The following is a 21,461-nucleotide window of genomic DNA, read 5'->3' as shown; positions in this document are numbered from 1 at the left end:
CGTCACCGCACCGGGACGTGGGCCAGGTGGCGCTGCCCCGAGGTGATCTCGATCTTGTCCCCGCGCCGGATGGCGCTGTCGTTGTTCAGATAGAGCAGGTAGTAGCTCTGGCCGGGGCGCAGCTCGTGGCCCTGCTTCATCAGCGCCGCCCGCCAGGCGAGCTTGCCGGAGCGCTCGTTGCGCAGCCGGGGCGGATGCTTCGTGTCGTTCTGGAAGGCCGACGCCTTCTGGGTGTCCAGCACCACGTAGCGCAGCTCGACCAGGCCACCGTCGCCGACCACGGCCGCCTGGGTGAAGCGGATGCCGGTGGCGGCCTCCAGCTGCCCGTCGTGCGGGACGGCGTAGCCCTGCCGGGCGTCGGCGTACCCGCCGAAGCGGACGATCGAGACCGCCACCAACGCCAGGACGAGCAGCGGGAGCACCAGCCGGGCGGGGCGCGGACGCGGGATGCGGAACGGGATCGCGACCATCGTCGGGACTCCTCGGGAGACGGTGGGGCCGGGCCGGGACCCGGCCCCACGTGGCGTCAGGGTGCGGTGTAGCGGGTGGACGCGTAGTTGTCGAAGCTCAGCGAGCCGGTGGTGGCGGCGGTGCGGACCACCAGGCCCAGCGCCGCCGACTCCACCGTCTGGGCGCTGGTGTCGCCGGTGAGCGTGCCCACGGTGACGGTGCCGACCTTGAGGGTGGCCGACCCCGCGGTGGCCGAGGCCCAGTCCAGCCGTACGGTGCCGCCGTTCGCGGCCACCCAGCCGGTGTACGTCCAGCCGGCCGGGCGCAGCAGCCCGAGGCGGAACTGGTTGGTGCCGCCGTTGCGCCGGTACTGCACCACGGCCACCGCCGCGCCGGCGGCGTTGGTCAACTGCTGCACCGTCACCACGGCGGTCTGCGGGTTGAAGGTGCCGAGGGTGACGTCCGCCCTGGTGTGCACGGTGCGCTCGGCGGCGGGGGTGTCGTCGACGACGTACCCGACGGTGCCGGCGACCAGCTGACCGGCGCCGGCCGACACCGTGCCGACCACCCGCGACCAGGCGCCGGTGCCGGTGGTGAAGGCGTCGGCGAAGATGGCGTTCGGCGGGTCGACGACGACGGTGGCCGCGCCGGGCGTACCCCAGTTGCCCAGCGCGTCGCGGGCCCGGACCCGCAGGGTGTGGCTGCCGGCGCTGAAGCCGTTGAGGGCCACCGTGGTGGCGACGCTCGTGCCGCCGACCGTCATCGGGTGGCCGTGGCCGGCACCGGGGTCGGTGCCCTCGTACCACTCGGCGGCGGTGACCGCGGAGGCCGCGTCGGTGGCGGTGGCGCTCAGGGTGAGCGTGGCCGCCCGGGCGGTCGGGTTCGGGGTGGCGGTGACCGCCGACACCACCGGGCCGGCGCGGTCCAGGGTGAAGGTGACCGCGGCCAACGGGCCCCAGTTGCCGGCGCTGTCGCGGGCGTGCACCAGCACCTGGTGGACCCCGTCGGGGACGCCGGTCAGCTCGGTCAGCGGCAGCAGCCCGTAGGTGTTCTCGGTGCCACTGTTGAACGAGCCGTCGAGGGCGACGAAGGTGAAGCCGGTGCCGTCCGCGCCGCCGGTGTCGAGGAAGCCCTCCGCGGCGGCGACCGCCGAGTGCACCCCGCCGCCGGCCGGGTCGGTGAAGGCGGCGTTGACGCGCAGGTCGGTCGGGTCGGACGCGGACCCGGTGCGGCCGTCGCTGAGGGCGGGGTCGACCGCGCCGGAGACCAGGGTCGGCACGGTCCGGTCCACCACCAGGTCGGCCGCCGCGTACGGGCCCCACAGATCGAACGAGTCGCGGGTGTGCACCAGCACGGTGTGCCGGCCCTCGGCGAGGGCGGCGGCCACCACGGCCGGGACCGTGCCGGACTCGGCGGTCACCGCCGCGCCCGGGTTGGCCAGGGTGAGCGGGGTGCCGGTGCCGTTGTCGCCGGTGGTGTCCACGAACCACTCGGCGGCGGTGACGGTGCCGCCGAGGCCGGAGTCGTCGCCGGAGGCGGTGAGGGCGAGGTCACCGGTGCCGGCGCTCGGGTTCGGGGTGACGGTCACCCCGGTGGTGACCGCGCCGGTGACCGCGAGGTTCAGGGTGGTGCTGCCGACCACACCCCAGTTGCCGGCCGCGTCGTGGCCGCGTACCCAGATGGTGTGCCGGCCCTGGGTGAGGGTGGTGAGCAGGTCGGCGGGGAGGGCGGCGGTGGCCCCGGTGACGGTGGGGCCGGCGCCGAAGCCGGTGGCGGTGAACGGCACCCCGGTGCCCTCCGCGACGCGCAGGTCGTCGACGACCGCCTCGGCCCGGTCCACCACCGAGTTGCCGTTGCGGGCGTCGGTGAAGTCGGCGGTGACGGTCACCGCGTCCCGCACGCTCGCCGGGTTCGGGGTGGCCCGCACGTTGCCGGCGGTGGGACCGACGTGGTCGCCGCTGTCCGCCGGCGGGTTGGTGTCCAGGAAGGTGAGCATGCCGCCGAAGGCCTGCTGCGGGCTCACCCCGGTGACGGTGCCGCCGTAGCGCTGGCCGGCGTTGTTGAGCCGGCCGCCGGACTCCAGCAGCGCGAAGCGCCGCCCGTCGGGGCCGGTCGGGACGGCCACCACGGCGTCGACCGCCTGCCCGGGTTGCAGCGGCACGGTCACCGCCGCCTCCGGGTACGCGGCCGGCCGGGCGTCCTGCCCGACGACCGCCTGGTCCAGGCCGAGCAGGGTCATCGGGTGCGGCTGCACCCCGGCGGCGACGTACCGCAGCAGCACCCGACGGCCGACGTCGGTGGCCACCACGTCGGTCTCCGGGAACGCCTTGCCGTTGATCAGCCGGTACTTCGGGGCGTAGGCGCGCATGTCGTACGTGAGCGGGGCGGCGTTGAAGGCCGGGTCCACCTCGGTGAGCACCAGCACCGCCTCGTCGTCGTAGACCGACGCCGCGTCCCCGTACGCGCTGGGCCGCCCGCCGACCGCCGGGGCCCGGACCACCAGCGCCCCGACCAGGCCCATGGCGACCTGCCGGGCGCCGAGGGCGGTGTGCCCGGCCTCGTACAGGTAGGTGCCGGGGCGGGCGGCCGTGAAGGTGTAGTCCCGGGTGCCGCCGGGCGCGGCCCCGGTGCGGTCCGGAACGAGCCCGGTGACCGCCGGGAAGGCCAGCGCGAGCGCGTCGGCGAGGCCGTTGTGCAGGGTGATCGTCACCCGCTGGCCCTGGTCGACCACGAGCACCGGACCGGGCAGGGTGGCCGGCGCCGTGTCGGTGCCGGCGAAGCCCCAGATCGGCACCGGGGCGGGGGCGCCGGGCAGTACCACCGTGCCGGGCCTGGCCCACAGCTCGCAGCTCGCGGTGCCGCCGTCGAGGCGGCAGCCGGTCTGCGGCAGCACGCCCTGCGGCGGGGCCGGATCGCCGGCCAGCGTGGCCGGTGCCCGCCCGGTGGGCAGCGCCACGGGCGGGGCCGCGGCCCGCGCCGGGGCCGGGCCGAGCGCCAGCAGCGCGGCCGCGATCCCGGCGAGCAGCCGAGGCGTACGGCTCGGTCTCATCGTCGCCCTCCCCTGCCTGGTCACGCCGGGCACCCGGCGGGCGGGTCGATGCGGATCAGCGTCATCATGCCGCCGAAGCTCGCCCCGTAGTTGGTGGCCTGTTCCAGCGCGTGGCTGTGCGCGACGTGGTAGTACTCGCCGCACTGGTTGTTCTGCACCACGCCCGGCGGCAGCTCGCCGGGAGCGCCGCCGAGGTACGGGTTCTCCGCGAACCAGGTCTCCGGCCCGGGCCCCACGATCTGGTCCTGGAGGGAGGGCAGCGGCACCGGGATCGGGTTGGCGTCCGGGTTCCAGTGCTCGGCGTCCTTCCAGAGCATCAGGGTGTCCACGGTCTGCCCCGGGGCCACGTCGACGAGGAAGTTGGAGAACGACAGGTCCTGCCCGCCGGGTCCCTGCGCGGGCCGGCCGTCCCGGGAGATCAGCTGCTCGTCGCTGCCGTGCGGGTGGAACGGGTAGGCCACCGAGCCGGCGTTGAGATAGCGGATCAGCGCCGGTCTCGGGTTGCCCACCGGGTCGTACGGGCGGATGTGGATCAGCGCCCCGTACGGCTGGGCCGGCAGCCAGTCGGCGTGGTTGGGCGCGATGGTGTCCGGCATGCTGCGCCCGTTGATGGTGAAGTAGCGCGCCGTGTACTTCGTGAAGTCGTACGCCCGCCTGCGCTCGACGGCCAGGTGCAGGTCCGGGTCGATCTCGCCGAGCAGGTAGAGGTACTCGTGGTCCGGGTCGAACGCCGAGTCGGCCCGGTCGTTCTCCCGGTCCGGGTGCCCGGCCGGGCGCACCACCAGCGCCCCGTAGAGGCCCATCTGCACCTGCTTCTGCACGTCGGTGCCGGACTGGTAGAGGTAGGTGCCGGGCGGGCCGGCGGTGAAGGTGTAGGTGACCGTGCCGCCGTTGGCGCCGGCGGTGGTGGTCAGTGAGGTGAGGGTGCCGGCCGGGTCGGTCTCGGGTTGGGCCGGCCGGCCGTCGGCGAGCACCTGCGCCTGCCCGGGGAAGGTGATCGAGGTGGCTTCCGGCAGGCCGTTGTGCAGCACGACGGTGACCTTCGCCCCGGAGGCCACGCAGAGCGTGGGGCCGGGCAGCTGGAACTCCCCGCCACCGGAGGCGTAGCTCCACATGTAGATGGTGTTGCCGTCCGGCATGGCCGCGTACCCGCCGGTGGCGGTGAGGTCGAAGGCGTTGTCGGCGGAGCTGCGGCACTCCAGGCCGGCGGCGGGGCTGGCGGCCACCCGGTCGGGTCCGGGGACGACGAGCACGGCGACGACGGCCGCGGCGAGCGGCACCGCGCTCAGCCGCTGCCACCGGCCGCGGTCGAGACGAAGCATCGGTACCCCCATCTCAGGCGTTCGCCCGGGTCTGCGCCGGCAGCGTGCCGGGTGGCGAGATCCGGATCTCGGTCAGCTGTCCGCCCCGTCCGCCGCCGGCGTTGGCCAGCGACATCAGGTCGCGGTCGTAGAGCAGGTACGTGCCCGGGTCGGGGGCGGTGAGGATGACGTCCCGGCTCTCCCCCGGTCCGATCTGCACGGTGCTGGTCACCTGGTACTCGGCGCTGCCGTCGCGTCCGCGCAGCAGGGCGGCGTCCTTGCCGACCACCAGCAGGTCCAGGCCGTCCACGGTGAGCGTGTGGTTCTGGTAGCCGAGGTTGGCCAGCCGCAGCAGCACCCGTTCCCCGGCGTTCGCCGTGATCAGCGAGGAGATCGGCTGGTAGCGCAGCCGCCCGGCGGCGGGGCTGAGCGGGTCGCCGTTGGGGGCCAGGGTGTCCGGGTGGCAGCGCCCGTTGAAGGCGAAGAAGGACGGCTTGTAGTCGGTCCAGTCGGTGGTCTGGATGTGCGCGTCCCGGTAGTGCGCCTCGGCCCACACCTCGGTGAGCATCAGCGCGAACTCGCGGTCGTAGCGGGTGGTGCCGTCGCCGTCGTTGTAGGCGTACTTCGCGGGCGGCACGTCGGCGGTGCCGGCGTTCTGCGCCGGCCGGACGTAGACGATGCCGGTCATGCCCATCTGCACGTGCTCGACGTCCTCGAAGTGGCAGTGGTACATGTACGTGCCGGCGTCGTGCGGCCGGTAGAAGTAGGTGAACTCCCGGCCGATCGGCACCGAGATGGACAGCTCGGGCACCCCGTCGAAGAGCGGGATGGCGTTGCGGAAGCCGTGCCAGTGCACGGTGTGCCCGTCGACCAGGTCGGGCCGCTGGGACAGGCCCAGGTTGCTGAGCGTGATCTTGATGTCGGTCTCCTGGTCGAAGCCGAGCAGCGGGGCGCTGATCTGCGCCTTGCCGCGCTGGGCGGTGACCTCGGTGGCGGAGAGGCCGGTGACGTCGCGGAACCCGAAGACGTACAGGTCGGCGCCGGCCGGGGCCAGCGGGTCGGGCCAGAAGGGACTGATCGGCGGGGAGCCCTGCGGCATCGAGACCCAGCCGTCGGTCGCGGCCAGGTGCAGCGACACCGCCGGGCGCGGCACCGCCCGGGGCAGCACCGCCGCCGCCCGGCGGACCTGGGCGTCGGAGCCGCTCTCGGGCAGGACCGCCCAGGTGCCCGCACCGGTGAGCCCGGCCAGCAGGGCACGCCGGCTGATGCCTGGCCGCCGTACGGGATCGGTCACGATCTCCTCCTCGAGTCTGCGGTCCGGGGGTGGCCGGGTGGGGTCGGGCACCTGCGGGCCCGGTGCGGCGGGCCGCCGGCCGGGGTCACCGGGGCCTGCGGGGGGTGACGAACGGGGCGGCCGGCAGCTCGTCGGCGCCCGCGTCCGGGCGGGGCAGTGCCCGCTGCTGCCCGTCGATGTCGACGGTCGGCGCGGTCACGGTGGTGGTGCCGTAGCTGCGGACGGGGACGCCGAGGTCGGCTGCGGACGAGGTGGCGTCGGCCAGGTGCCAGTCCCCCATCCCGGTCAGCGGCACCTGCTGGAGCACCAGCACCGCCTGCCGGAACGTCGGGAAGGTCCGCGAGGTCAGGATCGACACCGAGACCGGGAACGGGCTGCGGAACCGGGGGTCGACCCCGACCCGGTTGGTGGCGCTCGGCGCGGTCCCGGTCGGGTCCTGGAGCACCGACTCGGTGGGGGTCAGCGGTCCCACCCCGTCGGCGGAGCCCAGGTCCCAGTGCCGGACCGCCTCACCGGCGGGTGCCCCGGCCGCGCCGATGCCGGTGACCGCGACGCCGTTCCACTCGCCGGCCCGGTTGTCCCAGAAGACGTTGTTGAACATCTTCGGCCGGCTGAAGGTGGGCGCCCCGGCCGGCAGGGTGGCCTGGAGCTGGTCGCTGTTCGCGGCGGTGGAGAGGCCGGCCGGGGCGGCCCGCCCGGTGCTGGTGGCCGCGGTGGCGGTGGTGATGTTCCCGGCCACGGTGTTGTTGACGAACCGCACGTCCGGGGCGTCGTCGAGGGCCACGCCGCCGCCCTCGTGGGTGGAGATGTTGTCCACCAGCATGTTGTCGGTCACCGTGACCGGGACGTCGCCGACCTGGAGCAGCCGCAGGCCGCCGCCGTCGTCGTTGGCGAGGTTCGCCTCGACGAGGTTGCGGTCGACGGTCACCGCCCCTGAGCCGGGCGAGAGCTTCGTCGGGTCGGCGGGCAGCTCGCCCGCCACCATCACCCCGCCGGCCTCGTCGTACGACTGGTTGAGCCAGATCCGGTTGTCGGTGATGCGGCCCCCGGCGGAGCGGCCGTAGTGGCTGATCCCGCCGCCGTACTCGGCGGAGAAGTTGCCGCAGACCGCGTTGTGGTCGACCGTGTAGCCGGTGCTGCCGGCGAAGATGCCGACGCCGCCGGCCAGGTTGGTGCCGCCGTTGTCGCGGATCTGGTTGCGGGCGACGGTGACGTGGTCGTTGCCGGTGTCGAGGTAGGGGGTGCCGATCCGGATGCCGCCGCCGTACGCGCCGCTGTTGGCGGCGATCACGTTGTCGGTGATCGCCGCGTAGCGCACCTGGGAGTGCAGGTAGATCCCGCCGCCCTGGGTGATCAGCGCGCCGTTCGCGCCGACCGGGGTGTGCACGCTGCCGTTGGCGTTGACGTTGCCCGGGAAGTCCGACTGGTTGCCGCCGGTGATCCGGAAGCCGGACAGGGCCGGGGCGTTCTGCCGGGTGAACTGGTTCTGCCGGCCGAGCAGGGTGACCACCGCCGCGTCGGGCACCTGCGCCGGGGCGGCGTGCGGCAGGGCCTGGACCAGGTTCACCCAGGCGGTGCCGGCGGCGTTGTCGATGCCGAAGCCCCGCCCGTCGAGCACCGAGCCGGGCACGTGGCCGCCGTCGGCGTACCGGCCACCGGGGCCGACCCCGCGCAGCCAGACCGAGGAGTGCACCACCACGTTCTCGTAGTAGGCGCCGTACGGGTTGTCGGTGCCGGCCGCGTGCGGCCAGACCGCGACGACCGCGGTGCCGCCGGCCCGGCTCGCCGCCTCCAGCGCCGCCTGGACGGTGGCGTACGTGGTCTCGCCGGCCCGGACGGCCGAGGCGGGCGGGTTCACCTGGAGCACCCGCGGGTTGCCCCGACTGCCGGTGCCCGCGCCGTTGCCGACGATCTGCAGGGTGAAGCCGTCGACGGTCTGCCGGCCGTTGGCGGCGGTCACGCTGAGCACCGCCGCGCCGTGGGTCAGCTCGTCGGTCGGGTTGTTGCGGTTGGTCAGGGTGAGGGTGATCCGCCGGTCGCTCCACGAGGTGACGGTGACCCGGGGAGCCTCGGTCGGGTCGGCGAAACCGGTGACGTCGACCCGACCCGGGGTGGCGCCGAAGCCGGTGCCGGTCAGGGTGAGCTGCTTGCTCGGGTCGTTGCCGCGCAGGTACGGCCGGTCCGCGGCGAAGACCTGCGGGACGTCGGCGGCCGGGTCGCAGACCACCGCGCCGAGCTGACCGGAGTCCCCGCCGATGGCCACCGCCGCGACCTGGGTGGGCGCGGTGTCGGTGACGGTGTAGAGGCCCGGCCAGGCCTGGAAGTTGGTGGCGATGGTGCGGTAGCGCGGGTTCCAGTTGCCGTTGAGGTGGCCGGGCTGGCCGGGGTCGTTGCCGACGAAGCGGTACATGTTCGGGCACGGACCGGCCGGCAGCGGGCAGTTGTACGTGCTGGTCGACGGCTCGATCGCCTCGTACATGCCGTTGAAGTCGGTGTCCACGGTGTCCACCAGCCGCCCGGCCCAGTCGTAGAGGCCGACCGGGACGTTCGGCAGGCCCTCCGCCTCGCCGAAGTTGCTGCTGCGCTTGTCCCGGGTGAGCCCGAGGTCGTTGATGACCAGTCCCCAGAAGTGGGTGGGCAGCGGCACCGGGGTGAAGAGGTTGAAGTTGGGCGCGCTGGCCTGCCCGGCCCGCACCTCGACCAGCTTGGTGTCGCAGAGCGGGCGCTGCTGGCCCTCGAACGGGCTGCCCCCGCCGTCGCGGAAGCCCGGGTCGGTGACGTGCACGGTGTGCAGCGCCCCGGCGCAGGAGGAGGTGATGCCGTTGCCCTGCGACGGCGGCTCACCCGGGTCGGGCTGCGGGTCCGGCGGGGCCGGCTGGTCGGCTGCCTGGTCGGCCGCGGGCGGGAAGTTCTCCTGGGGCAGGAAGCCGTCGCCGTCGAAGACGTTGACGTCCTCCTCCCGGGTCGGCTGGTACATCGGGCCGCCGCCGACCGGGTTGGTCGGGCTCTCCACGGTCACCAGGTAGTCGTCGGGCACCAGCGGCTGGGTCTGCCCGTCGGGCAGCGGGGCGTACAGCGGCAGGTCGTGGTCGGCGGCCGGGTTGGCCGGGTCGCCCGGCGGGACCAGATTGAGCTTCGAGTCGGCGAACGCGTAGTTGCCGTTGACGGTCTGCCCGAAGTTCGTCGGGTCGCGGTCGGTCGGCGCGGCCTGGAAACCCATCATCGGGGCCTCCACGCACAGCTGGTCGGCCCCGGTGCCGAAGTCCGGCAGGGCCTGCTGGTCGGTCAGCGGCCGGCCGTCGAACATCCGCGCGGTGCAGCCGCGTCCGGGCTGCCAGGTCTCCGAGGTGTACGCGTCGTTGAGCTCCGGGCCCTTCTTCAGCGAGCCGTCCGACTCCCGCACCGGGTCCCCGTTCTCGTCCCGCACGACGGCGTACAGGTGCACCTTGAGGCCCGGGATGCCCGGCTGGTACGGCTCGGTGACCGCGTACGCGGGGTCCAGCTCGTTGCGGGTGGTGTCATAGGTGACCGTGCCGGCGATGCCGCCGTTCTCCGTCCCCCGGTACGGCTGGACTCCCCAGTCGACCCGGCCGGTGAGCCCGATGATCGGCAGCACGTCGACGTCGACGGCCGCGCCGAGCAGCGTGGTCGGCGCCGGCTCGTTGGGTGCCTGGAAGGTGATCCCGGTGGTCCGGTACCGGGTGTTGAAGGCCTCCAGCACCAGCCACTTGGTCAGCGGGTACGCCTCCTTGATGGCGTAGTGCCCGGCGCTGTCGGTGACGACGCTGTTGGTGCCCTGGTCCATCAGCGAGTTGTCGCGTTCCTTGAGCACCACCGGGAAGCGGGGCACGCCCTTCTCCCCCGCGTCCTGCCGGCCGTTGGCGTTGGTGTCCACGAAGATCGTGCCGGTGATCTCGGTGAACCAGCCGACCAGCGGCTTCGCCCCGATGTCGACGGTCCGCCCGCCGCTGACCGTGACGTTGAACGAGTCGAGCAGCATCTCCTGCGGACCGTCCCAGAGGGTCAGCTGGTAGTCGCCGTCGGGCACGTTCGGGATGCGGAACGAGCCGTCCGCGCCGCCCCGGTCCAGGTAGACCATCCGGTCGCCGTCACCCAGGTCGGACAGGGCCACCCAGGGCCGGGGCACCGGCCCGGCGATCTTCGCGCCGGCCACCCCGTCGGCCGGCAGGGTGACGCCGCCCTGGCCACCGACATAGGTGTACGCCTGCACGACGGTGCCGGTGATCGCGCCGGTGGCGGTGCCGGTGAGCGCGGTCGGCGAGACGAAACCGAAGTCGACGTACGGCACCGGCTCCCCGCCGAGGGTCTGCTCGGTGTCGTAGCCGGTGTCGCCCTCCTGCACCCAGACGTCCCAGTCGTGGCCGCCCTCCAGCGTGGTGGTCTGCACCCAGCTGCGCCCGCTGGGCGCGACGACCTGGGCGGCGTACCGGTCGGGGCCGAGGTTGGGGATGGTGATGTCGCCGTCGGCGTCGCTGCGGCAGCCGGTGGACTCGCGCGCGATCACCGGCTTGCCGTCGTCGTCGAAGACGACCCGACCGGTGGGGTGCCCGGCGTCCGGGGCGGTGTGCCGGTACTCGGTGCACAGCGGGTTGCCGTAGTAGTCGACGGTCACCTCGCCCATCACGTCGGCCAGGTGCGCGGTGAAGCCGGCCAGGCCGTGCTCGGCGCCGACCTCGTAGGTGCCGTCGACGGGGACGCTGTCCTCGAAGACCCGCAGCCGGACGGTGCCCAGCGGCAGCGGGTACGGCTGCATGCCGACGGTCACCGCGGCGGTCTGCCCGGCCGTGACGGTGACGTGCTCGCCGTCGATCTTGTAGCCGTCGGCGGTGACCGAGATCAGGTAGCGGCCGGCGGGCAGCCCGTCGAGCGCCGTACCGGCGGCGAGGGTGTGCTGGTCGCCCTGGGCGACGACGGGCACCGTGCCGGGGGTGTTGCGGATGGACGGCCACCGGCAGTGGTCGGCGAAGTCGGCGGCGCTGGCCACCCCGGCGCGGGCCGGCAGGCAGTGCTCCGGCGCGTCGTGCGGGTCGCCGGCGTCGTCCGCGGTGATCATCCACCGGTAGTCGGTCACCGGATCGCCCTGTTGGATCTGCGGCGCCGGCCCGACGGTCCGGGCGCTGACCACGGCGAGGGTGAGCCCGCCGGTGGTCGGCTCGGCGGCGGCCGGCTCCGGCGGCACCGCGAACCCGACGAGCAGTAGGCAACACGCGGACACGAACCAGCGCGGCCAGACGGAACGACGCGGCATGCCCTCACCCCTTCGGTCAGCGGCGGACGGCCGCGACGGGGCGCGGCCGGGCCGGTGTCAGGAGCATGGGCGGCGGCACGGCGGCGGCAGCGGTTTATGACGACGCCGTCATCCGGGCGTCATCCGCGCTCGTCGACGCCTGTCGGAACGGCGACAGAAACTGTGCCCCGTTCGGCGGAGGCGTGAATGAACGCGAGCAAGGCTTCATATAGGCGCCAGCAAGTCACCCGACGGCTGTGGGGGCACGGTGGGACGCGTACTGGTGATCGAGGACGACGACCGGATCGGACGGCTGGTCACCCGGGCCCTGGAGGGTGGCGGCCTGCTCACCGAGCGGGCCTGCTCCGGCACGGCGGGGCTGGACGCGGCGCTGCGCCGGGACTTCGACCTGGTGGTGCTCGACCTGATGCTGCCGGGCCTGGACGGCCACGAGGTGCTGGACCGGCTACGGGCGCAGCGCCCCGAGCAACCGGTGCTGGTGCTGTCGGCGGTGCCGGAGATCAGCGCCCGGGTCGCGGTGCTGGAGGCCGGGGCGGCGGACTTCCTCGGCAAGCCGTTCGCGGTGGCCGAACTGGTGGCCCGGGTGCGGGCCCGGATGCGGGCCGCGCCGGCCGGCGACGGCGGCCGCTGGTTGCAGGTCGGCCCGGTGCAGCTCGACCTGCACCGGCGCCGGGCCACCGTGGCCGGGGCACGGGTGGAGCTGCCGCTGCGCGAGTTCCTGCTGTTGCAGCACCTGATGACCCGGGCCGGCCGGCCGTGCAGCCGCGACGAGCTGCTGGCCGACGTGTGGGGACTGCACTTCGACCCGGGCAGCAACGTGGTCGACGTGTCGGTCCGCCGGTTACGCGGTCGGCTGGACCGGCCCGACCGGATCGAGACCGTCCGCGGTGTGGGCTATGCGTACGCCGTCGACTGACCGGCTGCTGGCCGGGGTCTGGCTCCTCTTCGCCACGGTCAACGTGGTGCTGATGTGGTTCCTCCCGGGTGAGGAGACGGTGCCGTTCCACCTGGTCTGGATCAGCCTGGCCCTGGTGTACGGCTTCACCACCTGGCGGCTGTCCTGGATGGTCGCGGCGTTGGCCGCCGTCACCACCAGCACCGGGGTGATCCTGGCCCACCACGCCGCCGTCGGCGAGATCCGCTGGGAGGAGACCGCCGAGGAGCCGCTGATGGCGGTGATCTTCATCGTGATGGCCTGGCACGTACACCGCCGGCACGTGCTGCTGCACCAGATGCGCCGGCTCGGCGCGGCCGAGCGGGACCGGGCGCACCGCCAGGAGCTGCTGGTCCGGCTCGCCTCGCACGAGCTGCGCACCCCGCTGACCATCGCGCGCGGCTACACCGAGCTGGTACGCAGCAACCACGACGACCCGGCCACCACGGAGGACACCGCGGTGGTCCTCGACGAACTGGACAAGGCCACCCGGATCGCGCACCGGCTGGTCACCCTGATGCAGCTGGAACAGCGGCACGAGGTGCGGTCGGTCGACCTGGACGCCGAGCTGGCCCGGATCGTCCGGCGCTGGACGCCCGCCGCCGACCGGCAGTGGTCCTGCCGCTCCTCGATCGGCCCCACCCGGATCAGCCCGGAGCGGCTGGAGGCAGCCCTGGACTGCCTGATCGAGAACGCGGTCAAGTTCACCGGGCCGGGTGACCGGATCGGCCTGGTGGGGCGGCGGGACCAGACCGGCTGGACGGTGGAGGTCGTCGACTCGGGGACGGGCATCCCGGCGGCCGACGTACCCGAGCTGGTGGAGGGCCGGCCCGGCCGGCGTACCGCCACCGGGACCGGTCTCGGCCTGTCCATCGTCCGGGCGGTGGCCGGCGCGCTGGGCGGCCGGGTCGTGGTGGGCCCCGGCCCGGACGGCGGCGCCCGGGTCGGCCTGCGGGTGCCGGAGCGGGTACCGACCGGCCCGTCCCGGCCGGAGCCGCCGCGCACACCGGCCGGCCGGCCGGAGGGCACCGACGCCGCGGGCCGCCGGGTGTCCGGCCGGCCGTCAGGTGTCGGCGGAGCACGCCCGGGGTAGCCCCAGGGGTAGGACGTCGAAGGAGGAGACCATGACCGACCCCCGCTACGCTCCGATCGGCCTCGCCGCCGCCGACCACCTCGTCGAGGACGCCGGGGAACCCGACTCCGGTCCCGTCGTCGGCGCGGACGACGCCCGGGCCGACGCCGCGCGCGCCGGCGCGCAGACCGACCTGACCGGGGCGACCCGCGACTCCGACGGCACCCCGGTGGGCGACGCGGACGCAGAAGCCGACCGGGCCCGGGCCGCCGGCGAGCCACGCCCCTGATCCCGATTCCGGCCGGGAGGGGGTCCACGGCCCACTCCCGGCCGGCTCGTCGTCCCCGGCCGGATCCGGCGCGCCGGCCGAGCGGTGCGCGGGTCCGCCACCCCCGGAACCCGGCCGGGTGGTGCTCGCCGGAGATCGTCCCCGGCGTCCCGGCACGGCGTCCGGCGCTCACCGGGCGGCCGCGCGCGGCGCGGTGCCGGCCAGCCACACCCCCGTCACCAGGGCGGCGGCGGCCACCGCGACCGGCAGGACCCGAGCACCGTCGAGGGAGAGCGTCTCGCGGAACGCGGTCACGCCGATCAGCACGCCGGTCACCGGTTCGGTGAGGGTGAGCGCGGTGAGCGGGGCGGCGATCCGGCCGCTCTGGAAAGCGTTCTGGTTGAGCTGGACGCCGAGCAGGGCCACCACCACCAGCGCCGCCGACCGCGGGTCGGTCAGCACCACCCACGGATCGCCCTGCAGGCGGGTCACCACGGCCTTCAGCAGGGCGGCCGCCAGGCCGTAGAGCGCGCCGGTCGCGACGCCGAGCAGGGCGCCCCGGGTCGCGTCACCGGCCCGGCGGGCCCCGACCAGGCAGGCCACCACCAGCGCACCGACCCCGCCTCCCACCCACCACCACGCGGTCGGGCCCGGCTCGTCCAGCCCCGCCCGCGGGTTCACGGTGACCAGGAAGCCGACCAGACCGGCCAGGCCGACCAGGGTCGCCACCAGGTCGCGGCGCTGCACCAGCCGCCGGTTCCAGGCGGCCTCCAGCAGCACCGCCATGAACAGCCCGCTGGCCAGCACCGGCTGCACCACGGCCAGCGGGCCGTAGCGCAGCGCGAGCGCCTGGGCCAGGGTGCCCACCACGTCGGGTACCCAGCCGACCTGCCACAGCCGGGTCCGCAGCAGCCGCCAGAGCAGCCGCGGGTCGAGGGCCCGCCGGGGCGGCTGCCGTTTCGCGGCGCGCTGGTGCAGGGTGGTGGAGAGCGCGAAGCTGAACGCCGAGGCGAGCGCGGCCAGGACCGCGACGATCACCGCGCCGGCATCCCGTGCGAGCCGAGCGGTCCGACCGTCCAGCCCTGCCGGCGACACTCGGCCAGCAGGCGGGGCAGGGCGTCGAGCGCGGACCGCCAGGCGCCCGGCGCGGCGACGCACGAGGAGTCGTGCAGCAGGATCGTGCCGCCGCCGGAGAGGCCGGCCCGGACCGTGTCGTACACGCTGTCGCCGGTGGCCGACCGGGTCCAGTCCCGGCCCCAGCAGCTCCACAGCACCGGCCGCAGCCGCGACCGGCGCGCGGCCAGCAGCGCGGCCGCGGTCAGTACCCCGTAGGGCGGCCGGAAGAACCGGGGGGTCCGGCCGGTCACCTCGGCGATCAGCGCCCGCGTCCGGGCCAGGTCGCGGCCCGTGGCCACCGGCCCGCGCAGCAGCAGGTTGTCGTGCTCCCAGCCGTGCACGGCCACCTCGTGACCGGCGTCGACGAGCTGCCGGCCCAGGTCGGGGGCGCGACGCAGCATCGTGCCGAGCAGGAAGAAGGTGGCCCGTACCCGGTGCTCGGCGAGCACCTCGAGGAAGCGGGGGGTGGACGCCGGGTCCGGGCCGTCGTCGAAGGTCAGCGCGACCCGCCCGGGTGGGCCCGTGCCGTGCAGCCCGGGCAGCAGCCGGGCGCGCAGGGCCGGCAGCGCGGTCAGCGCCGGGGCGAGCTGCAACGCCGGGACGGCCAGCGCGACCGCGAGCCGGCGACCGAGCCGGCTCACCGGATGCCGCCGGAGGCCTGCAGCAGGGCCGCGACCACGGCGATCGCGTCGCCGACGGAGTCGGCCACGGTGCGCCGGTGCGGCGCGAACCCGGCCGTGCCGGCCCGGCTGGCGGTGCGGGCGATCAGGCCCGCCGGGTCGTCCGGCCCGTCGCTCGCCCCCAACGGGTCGCCGGACGGGACGCGCTCGGCCCCGGCGTCGCCGACCAGTGCCGCGAGCACCGGCCCGAGCTGCTCGGGTCCGGGCACCCAGTGGGTCAGGCCGGTACGGGCCAGGATGGTGGCGTTCGCCCGGCCGTGACCCGGGATCGGCCGGTACGTCACCACGGGCACTCCGCAGGCGAGCGCCTCCTGGCAGGTCAGGCCACCGGCGTTCTCCACCACCACGTCCACCGCGCGCATCAGCGTCGGCATGTCGTCGACCCAGCCGAGCACGTGCTCGTGCTCGGCCTCCAGCCGCTGCCGCAGCTCCTCGTTGTGCCCGCACACCACCACCGGGTGCACGTGGCCGGTGGCCCGGACCTCCGCCACGGTGGTCGCCACCTCCCCGGCGCCCCAGGCGCCCGCCACGATCAGGGCCAGCCGGCCGGCCGGGGGCAGGCCGAAGCGCTGCCGGGCGTGCCGGCGGTCGATGGCCGCCGAGGTGGCGAAGTCCCGCGAGACGAGCGGCTGGACCACCTCGACCTCGATGCCGTCGGCCGCGCCGACCGGTTGCACCTCGGCGTGCCGGATCGCGCAGTACACGTCCACCCCGGGGCAGAGCCAGGTCGGGTGGACCACGAAGTCGGTGACGTAGGTGATGACCGGGACGGGCAGCCGTCCCTGCCGCCGCAGCGGGCCGAGGAGCTGGTTCGCGAACGGATAGGTGGTGACCACCGCGCGGGTGTCCGGCGGGATGTGCCGGCGCATCCGGCGACGGACCGGACGCAGCAGGGTCCGGAGCACCAGAACGGACGTCCGGGACCGGCTGGTCAGCCCGAAGAGCAGGTCGTAGCCCCAGGGCAACCAGCGCAGGATGCCCCGGTACGCCTCCTTGAAGGCCCAGTGCACCGGGCGCGGCAGCACGTCCAGCAGGTTGAGCCGCTGCACCGCGAAGCCCCGTTCGCGCAGCCGCCGCGCCAGCTCGGCGGCGGCCGTGTCGTGGCCGGCGCCGACGTCCGCGGAGACCACCACGATCCGCCCCGGGTGCCCCATGCCGCCGCGCATACCCCCCGACGCGCCGTCCACGCCGCCTTTTCCCAGCTCGGCCGGCAGTCCGGGCGGTCGGGACGGCGTCGCCGACTCGGACTGCGGGTCGGCGGGCGCGGTGCCGGCCGGGCGGCCTCGGCCTCGGCTGCGGCCGGCTGGGCGGCCTCGGCCCCGGCGGCGGGCGGCCGGGCGGCGTCAGCCCCGGCGGCGGCCGGTCCGGCGGGGACGGCCCCGACGGGCGACCAGCACCGCGACGAGCACCCCGACGGTCAGTGCCAACAGGCCGGCGGTCGGGACGATCACGCGCCAGTCGCCGTCGGCCATCCGGGCCAGCGCGGTCCCGGCCGGGCCCCGCCACCGCGCGGGCGGGGTGGCCGTCGTCGGCGCCGTCGGCGGGGCCGCCTGCGGCACGTCCGCCGCTGGCTCCCCGGGCGCGACCAGCCGGCCGACCGAGGCGTCCCGGGGCAGGGAGAAGCCCCAGTCCAGCAGCTGCGCGCCCTGCTGCCAGCCGCGTACCGGCCGGCCCTCCGCGCCGAGCAGGGTGACCACCAGCCGCCGGCCGTCGCGCTGGGCGGCGCCGACGTAGCTGTGCCGGGCCAGCTCGGTGAAGCCCGTCTTGCCGCCCAGGGCGCCCGGGTACCGCTGGATGAGCAGGTTCTCGTTCTGGATCTCGAAGCCGCCCGCCTTGAGCGCGGGCTGGGCCGGGATCCGGGTCCGCGTGGTCAGCGTGTAGCGGCGGAACAGCGGGTCGGCGAAGCAGGCGCGGGCGATCAGCGCGAGGTCGTACGCGCTGGTGAACTGGCCCTTGCCGTCCAGGCCGGACGGGGTGACGGCGTGGGTCTGCCGGGCACCGAGCCGGCGCGCCTCGTCGTTCATCGCGCGGACCCCGCCGGGTACGCCGTCCGGACCGCCGCCGAGCCGGGCCAGCACGTTGGCCGCCTCGTTGCCGGACTGCAGCAGCAGCCCCAGCCAGACCGTCTCCACGGTGTATTTCCCGCCGACGAGCAGGCCGACCGCCGAGCTGCCCGGCACGATGTCCAGGTCGCCCCGGGTGACGGTCACCACCTGCTTCGGGTCGAGGCGGGGCAGCATGGTGGCCGCCAGGAGCAGCTTCTGGGTGCTGGCCGGGGTGCCGTACTCGTGCGGGCCGCAGGCGCCCAGCACCGCGCCGGTGTCCAGGTCGGCGACCAGCCAGGAGGTCGCGGTGACGGCGGGCGGGGCGGGTGCGCCGTCGGGCACGACCAGCCCGGGGGTGTCGAGCCGGGGGCCGCCGACGACGCGGTCGGCCGGCACGGCGGGCGGCGGCACCGGGCGGGGTGGCCGGGTCACCTTCGGCGCCGGGGCCTTCGGGCAGGGCAGCGGGGGCGTGGCGACGCCGGCGGTGGGGGCGGCGGCGGGCGGGGGGCCGCTCGCGACCGCACCGGCCGGGGCGGCGTGCGCGGCCGGGGCGGCGGTGCCGGCACCCAGGAGAACGGCGGCGGTGACGGCGGCCAGGACCCGAGCTCGCATGACCACGGAGATTAGCCGACAAGATCGCGCGGCGGCGGTACCGCCCGGCCACGACCACCTCATGTCGATCACCGGATCACGATCCGTGACCGCCTGCGCCGACGCGCACCCCCTGCCACCTGCGGCTTCCTGCCCGGCCGCCGATGCTGGGAGCGTTCCCGCGCCCCGCTTGAACGATCTCCGGGCGCGCGCCGTACCTCTCGCCGCGGGACGGACCACGACGAGCGCCGATGCCGGCGGCGCTCGCCCGGCACTCCGCCCCGGTCCCCACCACCGGCGTCGGGTCGCCCCGGACGGCACACCGTCCCGGCCCGCCGCAGAACAGAGGAGAGAGCATGGCGAGGTCCACCAGGAAGAAGGCCGCCCTCAAGCTCGGCGGGGTCGGCGCCCTCGCGGCGCTGCTGCTGGGCGCAGGGCTCCAGCTCGCCTCCGCCGACGAGAACACCGGCACGGCGGCGCGCACGGTCGACTGCCCGACGGTACGGGACAAGCTGCCGGCGGTGCCGGCCGCGGCGGCGGCCGGCGTGGAGCGGGAACTGGCCAACCTCGACGCCGAGATCGCCGACGCCAACGCCCGGCTGGCCCGGCAGGCGGCCCGGCCCCAGGGCGGACCGAAGTTCGTCGACAACGCCATCCTCGGCCCGCTGCGCAGCAAGCGGGTGGCGGTGCTGGACCGCATCGAGATCGACATCAACCGGGTGGGCGCGCCCCGGCCGAACCTGGGCGGCCTGGCCGGCTGCACCCTCAACGCCCCGGGTGTCGCGAGCGCGCTCAACGGCGCCGCGCGCCCTGGTAACGGTGGTAACGCCGGCGGCGGTAACGGCGGCAACAACGCCGGTAACACCGGGAACAGCGAGGCCGGTAACGGCGCTAACGCCGGTGCGCCGACCGCCGCCCGGACGGTGAACTGCCCGGCACCGCGACTGCCGGCCGTGCCGGAGCGGGCCGCCGACCAGGTACGGGCCGAACTGGCCAACCTCGACCGGCAGATCGGCGAGGCCGACGCCCGGCTGGCGCGGCTCGCGGTCCGCCCGGAGGGCGGGCCGAACTTCATCGACAACGCCATCCTCGGCCCGCTGGCGGACAAGCGGCAGGCCGCCCTGGACCGGATCGAGATCGCCTTCAACCGGGTCGGCGCCCCACGGCCGAACCTGGACGGCTTCGCCCGCTGCCGCCTGAACTGAGCCGTCGACCGGCCGACCGGTGGGGTGCGGCGCGGGTCCTCACCCCACCGGAGCCGGGCGGGCGACCGGCCCCGCGTCCCGCTGCTCCACCGGCGGCCAGGGGCAGGCGTCCGCGCCCGGGTCGGCGTGCCCGGGTCGGACCGCTCCCCGCCCTGGCCGGGGGTCGTGCTCCGGCAGCCACCGCTCGCGCAGCCGCAGGGCCAGCCGGCCGACCGCGCGGACCAGCAGGCCCAGCGAGACCGCGACGAGGAAGAGGTCCAGGAAGAGGACGGCCGGCAGGCTGAGCACCGCGAGCGCGCCGGTCGACCGGGCGAGCCGCCACCCGGACGGCAGGGGCCGGCGGTGTCCGCCCCGCCACCGATGCGGGGGCGCGGCCGCGTCCGCCAGGGACGGGGACGCCCAGAACCGGTCCGCGTGGTGGTTGACCACGGCGCCGACGGCGAGCAGTCCCCAGTACGCGGCCCCGGCCCCGACGACGGGGGCGAGACCGGGGAACGCCACCAGGCTGACCAGGGCGGCAGCGCCCCGGGTCGCCTGGAAGGCCCGCCACCGCCGGGCCCGGCCGGTGCGGCGTCGGCACCGGACGAGCAGGTCGTGGGCGAGGAAGCCGAGTCCGAGGGTGGCCGCCAGTTGCACCGCGTTCGCCGCCGCCGGGGTGAGCCCTTCGTCGATCAGCAGGACCAGCAGGGCGTACCCGGCGAGCGCCACCGGGGCGCCGACGGCCCGGACGAGCCACGACTCACGGACACGGAACGGTTCGACGACGGGACGCACACTGTCCTTCCGGGGCGCCCGGGCGGGGTGGGTCCGGGCGTTCATGGCTCGCGGCGCGACGCGCCACGCGGCGGTGGCTCCGCCGGTCGCCGGCGGAGCGCGGTCCGCCCCGCCCGGCGTCACCCCGGCCGTGGCCGGCTCGCCGCCAGGTCGGGTCCCGGCCTCCTACCCCCGCCCCGGCGACCCACTCCCCCTCGTGTCGAGAGACACATCCGCAGCTCAGAGCCCTTGCCGACGGCGGTGGACGCCATGCTCACCGTACCCGGCGCAGCCACCGGCGCTGCCACGGCGTCTCCACGGCCCGCGGGTGGTGATGGGTCCGGACCCAGGCCACCGCCTGCTCGGGCGGCAGCCCGTCGAGGACGGCCAGGGCGGCGAGTGCCGTGCCGGTCCGGCCGACGCCGCCCCAGCAGGCCACCTCCACCCGCTCGCCGGCGTAGGCGCGACGCCACGCCTCGCGCAGCGCGTCCAGCGCGTCGACCGGATCGCGCGGGACCCAGAAGTCGGGCCACCGGATCCGCCGGTGCGGCCAGGCCGGGGCCGGTCCCGGGGCCAGCAGCAGGGCGAAGTCGGCGGCGGCCGGGGTGGGCGCGGCGACGCGCCGGCCCCGGACGGTCGCGCCGCCGGGGAGCGGCACCAGGCCGCTCGGATCGGTCCACATCTGCACCCCACCATGGTGACCGGTACGCGCCGACGCGGGTGCCCGCCGGACGATGGTCCGACGGGCACCCGCGGTCAGCCGGGCACCGCCCGGTGTCACTGCGTTCAGCGCGTACCCGCGCCGTAACGGCGACGCCAGGCCAGGGAGAGCAGCACCAGCAGCGCGCCCGCACCGGCCAGCCCGCCACCGATCTTCACCGGCATGCCGACGCTGTCACCGGTCACCGGCAGGTGCCCGCCGTGGTGCGGCGGACGCGTCGAACGCGGCGGCAGCACCGTGCCGGTCGCGCTGGCGCTGCGGCCGGAGGTCTGGCCGGTGGCGGTGAAGGTGTAGCGGCCCGGCCGGGTGGGCCGGTAGGTGAAGGTGAAGGAGCCGGTGGCGTCGGCCTGCACGGTGAAGTGCAGCGGCGGCGGCTGCGGTGGCCGGGTGCTCGTGGTCGGCTGCGGCTGTGGGTACGCCACCGCAGCCATCGCCACCGTGCTGCCGTCGCTGCGGCGGGCCGTCCCCTGGGCGGGGGCGGCGGCCGGCAACGGGGTGATGGTGACGTCGATCGTCACCGTCTCGTTCGGTGCGTAGCCGGTGCCGGTGACGGTGAAGGAGCCGCCGAGGGTGATGGTGGTCGGGCTGACGGTGAGGTTCGCGACCGGGGGCGGATAGTCCGGTGGTTGCGGCGCCGCCGCTCCCGCCGCGGTCGGCACGGCCGCCACGGCCAGGCCGACCGTGAGCGCCATGATGATGCGGGATAGCCGCAT

The 21,461-nt window shown here is 75.5% G+C and carries 16 protein-coding genes; 4 read left to right on the top strand and 12 right to left on the bottom strand.

Going from position 1 to position 21,461, the window contains the following annotated elements:
* Positions 1–2 precede the first annotated feature (2 nt).
* The 5 genes from GA0070611_RS05495 to GA0070611_RS05475 form a co-directional block, all read right to left on the bottom strand.
* On the bottom strand, positions 3–470 hold the full coding sequence (locus GA0070611_RS05495) for a hypothetical protein (RefSeq protein WP_091658479.1): 468 nt from the start codon (positions 468–470) through the stop codon (positions 3–5).
* Positions 471–526: 56 nt separating this feature from the next.
* Positions 527–3,499, bottom strand: coding sequence for a multicopper oxidase domain-containing protein (locus GA0070611_RS05490; protein WP_091658476.1), 2,973 nt, complete (start codon positions 3,497–3,499; stop codon positions 527–529).
* 20 nt (positions 3,500–3,519) lie between these two features.
* Positions 3,520–4,821 (bottom strand): multicopper oxidase domain-containing protein, encoded by a 1,302-nt coding sequence (locus tag GA0070611_RS05485; RefSeq protein ID WP_157740212.1) that lies wholly within the window; start codon positions 4,819–4,821, stop codon positions 3,520–3,522.
* Between the two features lie 13 nt (positions 4,822–4,834).
* A complete protein-coding gene (locus GA0070611_RS05480) occupies positions 4,835–6,094 on the bottom strand; it encodes a multicopper oxidase domain-containing protein (protein WP_157740211.1) in 1,260 nt (419 codons plus the stop codon).
* A gap of 85 nt (positions 6,095–6,179) precedes the next feature.
* On the bottom strand, positions 6,180–11,363 hold the full coding sequence (locus tag GA0070611_RS05475; protein WP_091658466.1) for a hypothetical protein: 5,184 nt from the start codon (positions 11,361–11,363) through the stop codon (positions 6,180–6,182).
* A 247-nt stretch (positions 11,364–11,610) separates the two neighbouring features.
* On the opposite strand from GA0070611_RS05475, the gene GA0070611_RS05470 reads away from it, so the two are divergent.
* Genes GA0070611_RS05470 through GA0070611_RS05460 form a run of 3 tightly spaced genes read left to right on the top strand, consistent with a single transcriptional unit; the run spans position 11,611 to position 13,658 of the window.
* A complete protein-coding gene (locus tag GA0070611_RS05470; RefSeq protein ID WP_091658462.1) occupies positions 11,611–12,279 on the top strand; it encodes a response regulator transcription factor in 669 nt (222 codons plus the stop codon).
* Positions 12,260–13,390, top strand: a complete 1,131-nt coding sequence (locus GA0070611_RS05465; protein ID WP_091658459.1) for a sensor histidine kinase — start codon at positions 12,260–12,262, stop codon at positions 13,388–13,390. The genes GA0070611_RS05470 and GA0070611_RS05465 overlap by 20 nt, the downstream gene beginning before the upstream one ends.
* Before the next feature lie 31 nt (positions 13,391–13,421).
* Positions 13,422–13,658, top strand: a complete 237-nt coding sequence (locus GA0070611_RS05460) for a hypothetical protein (protein WP_091658456.1) — start codon at positions 13,422–13,424, stop codon at positions 13,656–13,658.
* Positions 13,659–13,826: 168 nt separating this feature from the next.
* Here the strand turns inward: GA0070611_RS05460 and GA0070611_RS05455 are convergent, their stop codons facing one another.
* The 4 genes from GA0070611_RS05455 to GA0070611_RS05440 form a co-directional block, all read right to left on the bottom strand.
* Positions 13,827–14,675: a DMT family transporter gene (locus tag GA0070611_RS05455; RefSeq protein WP_091658455.1), complete on the bottom strand. Its 849-nt coding sequence runs from the start codon at positions 14,673–14,675 to the stop codon at positions 13,827–13,829.
* Positions 14,672–15,394 (bottom strand): polysaccharide deacetylase family protein, encoded by a 723-nt coding sequence (locus GA0070611_RS05450; protein WP_091658454.1) that lies wholly within the window; start codon positions 15,392–15,394, stop codon positions 14,672–14,674. The genes GA0070611_RS05455 and GA0070611_RS05450 overlap by 4 nt, the downstream gene beginning before the upstream one ends.
* A complete protein-coding gene (locus tag GA0070611_RS05445) occupies positions 15,391–16,647 on the bottom strand; it encodes an MGDG synthase family glycosyltransferase (protein ID WP_407940429.1) in 1,257 nt (418 codons plus the stop codon). Before GA0070611_RS05445 ends, GA0070611_RS05450 begins: the two co-directional genes overlap by 4 nt.
* A 129-nt stretch (positions 16,648–16,776) precedes the next feature.
* Positions 16,777–18,090: a D-alanyl-D-alanine carboxypeptidase family protein gene (locus tag GA0070611_RS05440; RefSeq protein ID WP_091658452.1), complete on the bottom strand. Its 1,314-nt coding sequence runs from the start codon at positions 18,088–18,090 to the stop codon at positions 16,777–16,779.
* 335 nt (positions 18,091–18,425) lie between these two features.
* Between GA0070611_RS05440 and GA0070611_RS05435 the strand changes: the two genes are divergently transcribed.
* A complete protein-coding gene (locus GA0070611_RS05435) occupies positions 18,426–19,274 on the top strand; it encodes a hypothetical protein (RefSeq protein ID WP_091658450.1) in 849 nt (282 codons plus the stop codon).
* Between the two features lie 39 nt (positions 19,275–19,313).
* Here the strand turns inward: GA0070611_RS05435 and GA0070611_RS05430 are convergent, their stop codons facing one another.
* The 3 genes from GA0070611_RS05430 to GA0070611_RS05420 form a co-directional block, all read right to left on the bottom strand.
* Complete coding sequence (locus GA0070611_RS05430; RefSeq protein WP_157740210.1) at positions 19,314–20,048, bottom strand: hypothetical protein; 735 nt, start codon at positions 20,046–20,048, stop codon at positions 19,314–19,316.
* 253 nt (positions 20,049–20,301) lie between these two features.
* The gene (locus GA0070611_RS05425) at positions 20,302–20,709 is read right to left on the bottom strand and encodes a protein-tyrosine phosphatase family protein (protein ID WP_091658438.1); all 408 of its coding nucleotides are present in this window, start codon (positions 20,707–20,709) and stop codon (positions 20,302–20,304) included.
* 104 nt (positions 20,710–20,813) lie between these two features.
* Positions 20,814–21,461, bottom strand: a complete 648-nt coding sequence (locus tag GA0070611_RS05420) for a hypothetical protein (RefSeq protein WP_091658435.1) — start codon at positions 21,459–21,461, stop codon at positions 20,814–20,816.

It is taken from the genome of Micromonospora auratinigra, assembly GCF_900089595.1.
Lineage (GTDB): Bacteria > Actinomycetota > Actinomycetes > Mycobacteriales > Micromonosporaceae > Micromonospora > Micromonospora auratinigra.
Note: the sequence above shows the minus strand (reverse complement) of the source record. Positions and strands in the feature narration are given on the sequence as shown.

Coding starts and splice junctions, on each gene's coding strand:
- GA0070611_RS05495 (WP_091658479.1), bottom strand. CDS start 470: ATGGTCGCGATCCCGTTCCGCATCCCGCGTCCGCGCCCCGCCCGGCTG.
- GA0070611_RS05490 (WP_091658476.1), bottom strand. CDS start 3,499: ATGAGACCGAGCCGTACGCCTCGGCTGCTCGCCGGGATCGCGGCCGCG.
- GA0070611_RS05485 (WP_157740212.1), bottom strand. CDS start 4,821: ATGCTTCGTCTCGACCGCGGCCGGTGGCAGCGGCTGAGCGCGGTGCCG.
- GA0070611_RS05475 (WP_091658466.1), bottom strand. CDS start 11,363: ATGCCGCGTCGTTCCGTCTGGCCGCGCTGGTTCGTGTCCGCGTGTTGC.
- GA0070611_RS05465 (WP_091658459.1), top strand. CDS start 12,260: ATGCGTACGCCGTCGACTGACCGGCTGCTGGCCGGGGTCTGGCTCCTC.
- GA0070611_RS05460 (WP_091658456.1), top strand. CDS start 13,422: ATGACCGACCCCCGCTACGCTCCGATCGGCCTCGCCGCCGCCGACCAC.
- GA0070611_RS05440 (WP_091658452.1), bottom strand. CDS start 18,090: ATGCGAGCTCGGGTCCTGGCCGCCGTCACCGCCGCCGTTCTCCTGGGT.
- GA0070611_RS05435 (WP_091658450.1), top strand. CDS start 18,426: ATGGCGAGGTCCACCAGGAAGAAGGCCGCCCTCAAGCTCGGCGGGGTC.
- GA0070611_RS05425 (WP_091658438.1), bottom strand. CDS start 20,709: ATGTGGACCGATCCGAGCGGCCTGGTGCCGCTCCCCGGCGGCGCGACC.
- GA0070611_RS05420 (WP_091658435.1), bottom strand. CDS start 21,461: ATGCGGCTATCCCGCATCATCATGGCGCTCACGGTCGGCCTGGCCGTG.